This is a genomic window from Streptomyces sp. NTD107 (assembly GCF_059510435.1).
The window spans coordinates 1-1,719 of the sequence record NZ_JCAJZV010000036.1; the positions used below are offsets into that span (position 1 = coordinate 1).

The window sequence follows — 1,719 nt, forward strand, 5'->3', positions numbered from 1 at the left end:
TCTACACGACGTCCGCCACGACCATGGTGAACGCGACGGAACCGCAGTTCCAGGAACCTCCGAAATTCGGCTTTCGTGATCCTGGTTCGGCTTCGCCTGGCTCCAGCAGCCCTCCCTTGAGTTCGGCGGTGCCTCCTGCTCCGGCGCCGAGTGCACCGTCACCTCAGGTCGGCGCTGTTCCGGGGGCAGTTGGTTGGGCGGGCGGGCCTGTGTCGCCTGGAGCGCAGACTCCCGGGCTGATCATCAGGCCAGAAGTCGGCCCCGGTGATGGTGGTGTGGGTACGTCGTTGGATTCGGTGGGGACGAGGCCGAACGGTACTGCTCCTCCGGTTTCTTCGATGGCTCCACCAGTGATACCTGATCGTCCTGTCGCCACGGGTGCTGGTCCGCAGCAGCCGATGGTTGGTCCGTTGCCGGGTTGGCCATCGCCAGGTGGCAGTGGTGGCAAAGTGCCACCTGTGCGGGGCCCTGTTCTGAGACCGGGCGAGTCCCGTTCGCCGTCCGGCTCACCGGTCGGCCCAGGTTCGCAGCCGCCCACGACCGGTCGTCCGGGTGGCCCGGCGATTCCGGGTGGGCAGCACTCTCCCGTGGGTCGCCCGTCTGCGACCGGAACAGGTCCGAGCGGAGGCAATCCGTGGGGCCGGGCGAACAACTACGGTCTACTCGGGGGAAAACCGGTACCGAATGCCAAGCCGACCGTGGCATCGCGGATTTCTCCGGGTGGGGTGATCCAGCCGGGCATGAACCCGACCAACAGCAGACTTACTCCCAGCAAGAAGGACCAGCCGGCCACGCCCCGAGGCACTTACGGCAAAGCCACCGTCGACGGGCGTGCCAAGAACGGTAAAGCGCAGAAGCGTTCCCTTCCTAAACCCACTGGCGTCATCGGTATCCCCGGTCAGAGCAAGAAAAACAAGAAGAAGAACAAGAACGAGAGCAAGGACGACAGACAGCAGCCATGACCCCCACTCACCGGGCCCTTGCTATCACTCTTGCCCTCGCTGCCTTCGTTGCCACTGTCCCAGCCGCCCAAGCGGCGGACACACCTCAACACCCGTGGTACTTCGACACCATGCGCGTCGAGGAAATATGGCAGAACACCAAAGGCGAAGGCGTCACTATCGCCGTCATTGATTCTGGAGTCGACAGCACCCTCCCCGAATTGGAGAGTCAGGTCCTCGATGGTGCCGATTTCACGGCTGATGGCCAGGGGGCGCACGTGGACACTGACGGACACGGGACGCGCATGGCTGCCCTCATCGGTGGCACTGGAAAGGATGGAGGAATTAGAGGGATCGCACCCGAAGTAAAAATCCTCCCCGTTCGAATTGCCACGGGTGAGCACGGATTCGCCTCAGGTGGCCCTGAGGTCTGGGCGGAGGGAATTACATATGCTGTCGAGGCCGGTGCGGATATCATCAGCGTTTCTGGCGCCAGAGAAGACGTAATAGCCGCAACGGGCCCCTTGTCGGAAGCAGTAGCTTCCGCCGTGCGGGCGGGGGTGTTGTTTTTTGCGGCCGCTGGAAACGATGCGGAGAGCACGAACCAGGCTTATCCGCCCGCGAGCCTTGACGGCGTCGTGGCTGTCGGCGCTGTGAGAAACGATGGCGAGCGGTCTGCTTATTCCAACTACGGCCCGCAAGTCACCCTCGCTGCCCCCGGAAACGATGTCCCCTGGTACTGCGGTGGCCTGGACGGCCCGATCTGTCTGAATGAGAT

At 63.4% G+C, this 1,719-nt stretch carries 2 protein-coding genes; both read left to right on the forward strand.

The features are described 5' to 3' along the window. Positions 1–740 precede the first annotated feature (740 nt). Positions 741–962 (forward strand): hypothetical protein, encoded by a 222-nt coding sequence (locus tag AC5WRL_RS28035; protein ID WP_496091487.1) that lies wholly within the window; start codon positions 741–743, stop codon positions 960–962. Then, positions 959–1,719, forward strand: a 761-nt coding sequence (locus AC5WRL_RS28040) for a S8 family peptidase (protein ID WP_496091488.1), incomplete at its 3' end; no start/stop codon positions are given. The genes AC5WRL_RS28035 and AC5WRL_RS28040, both read left to right, overlap by 4 nt.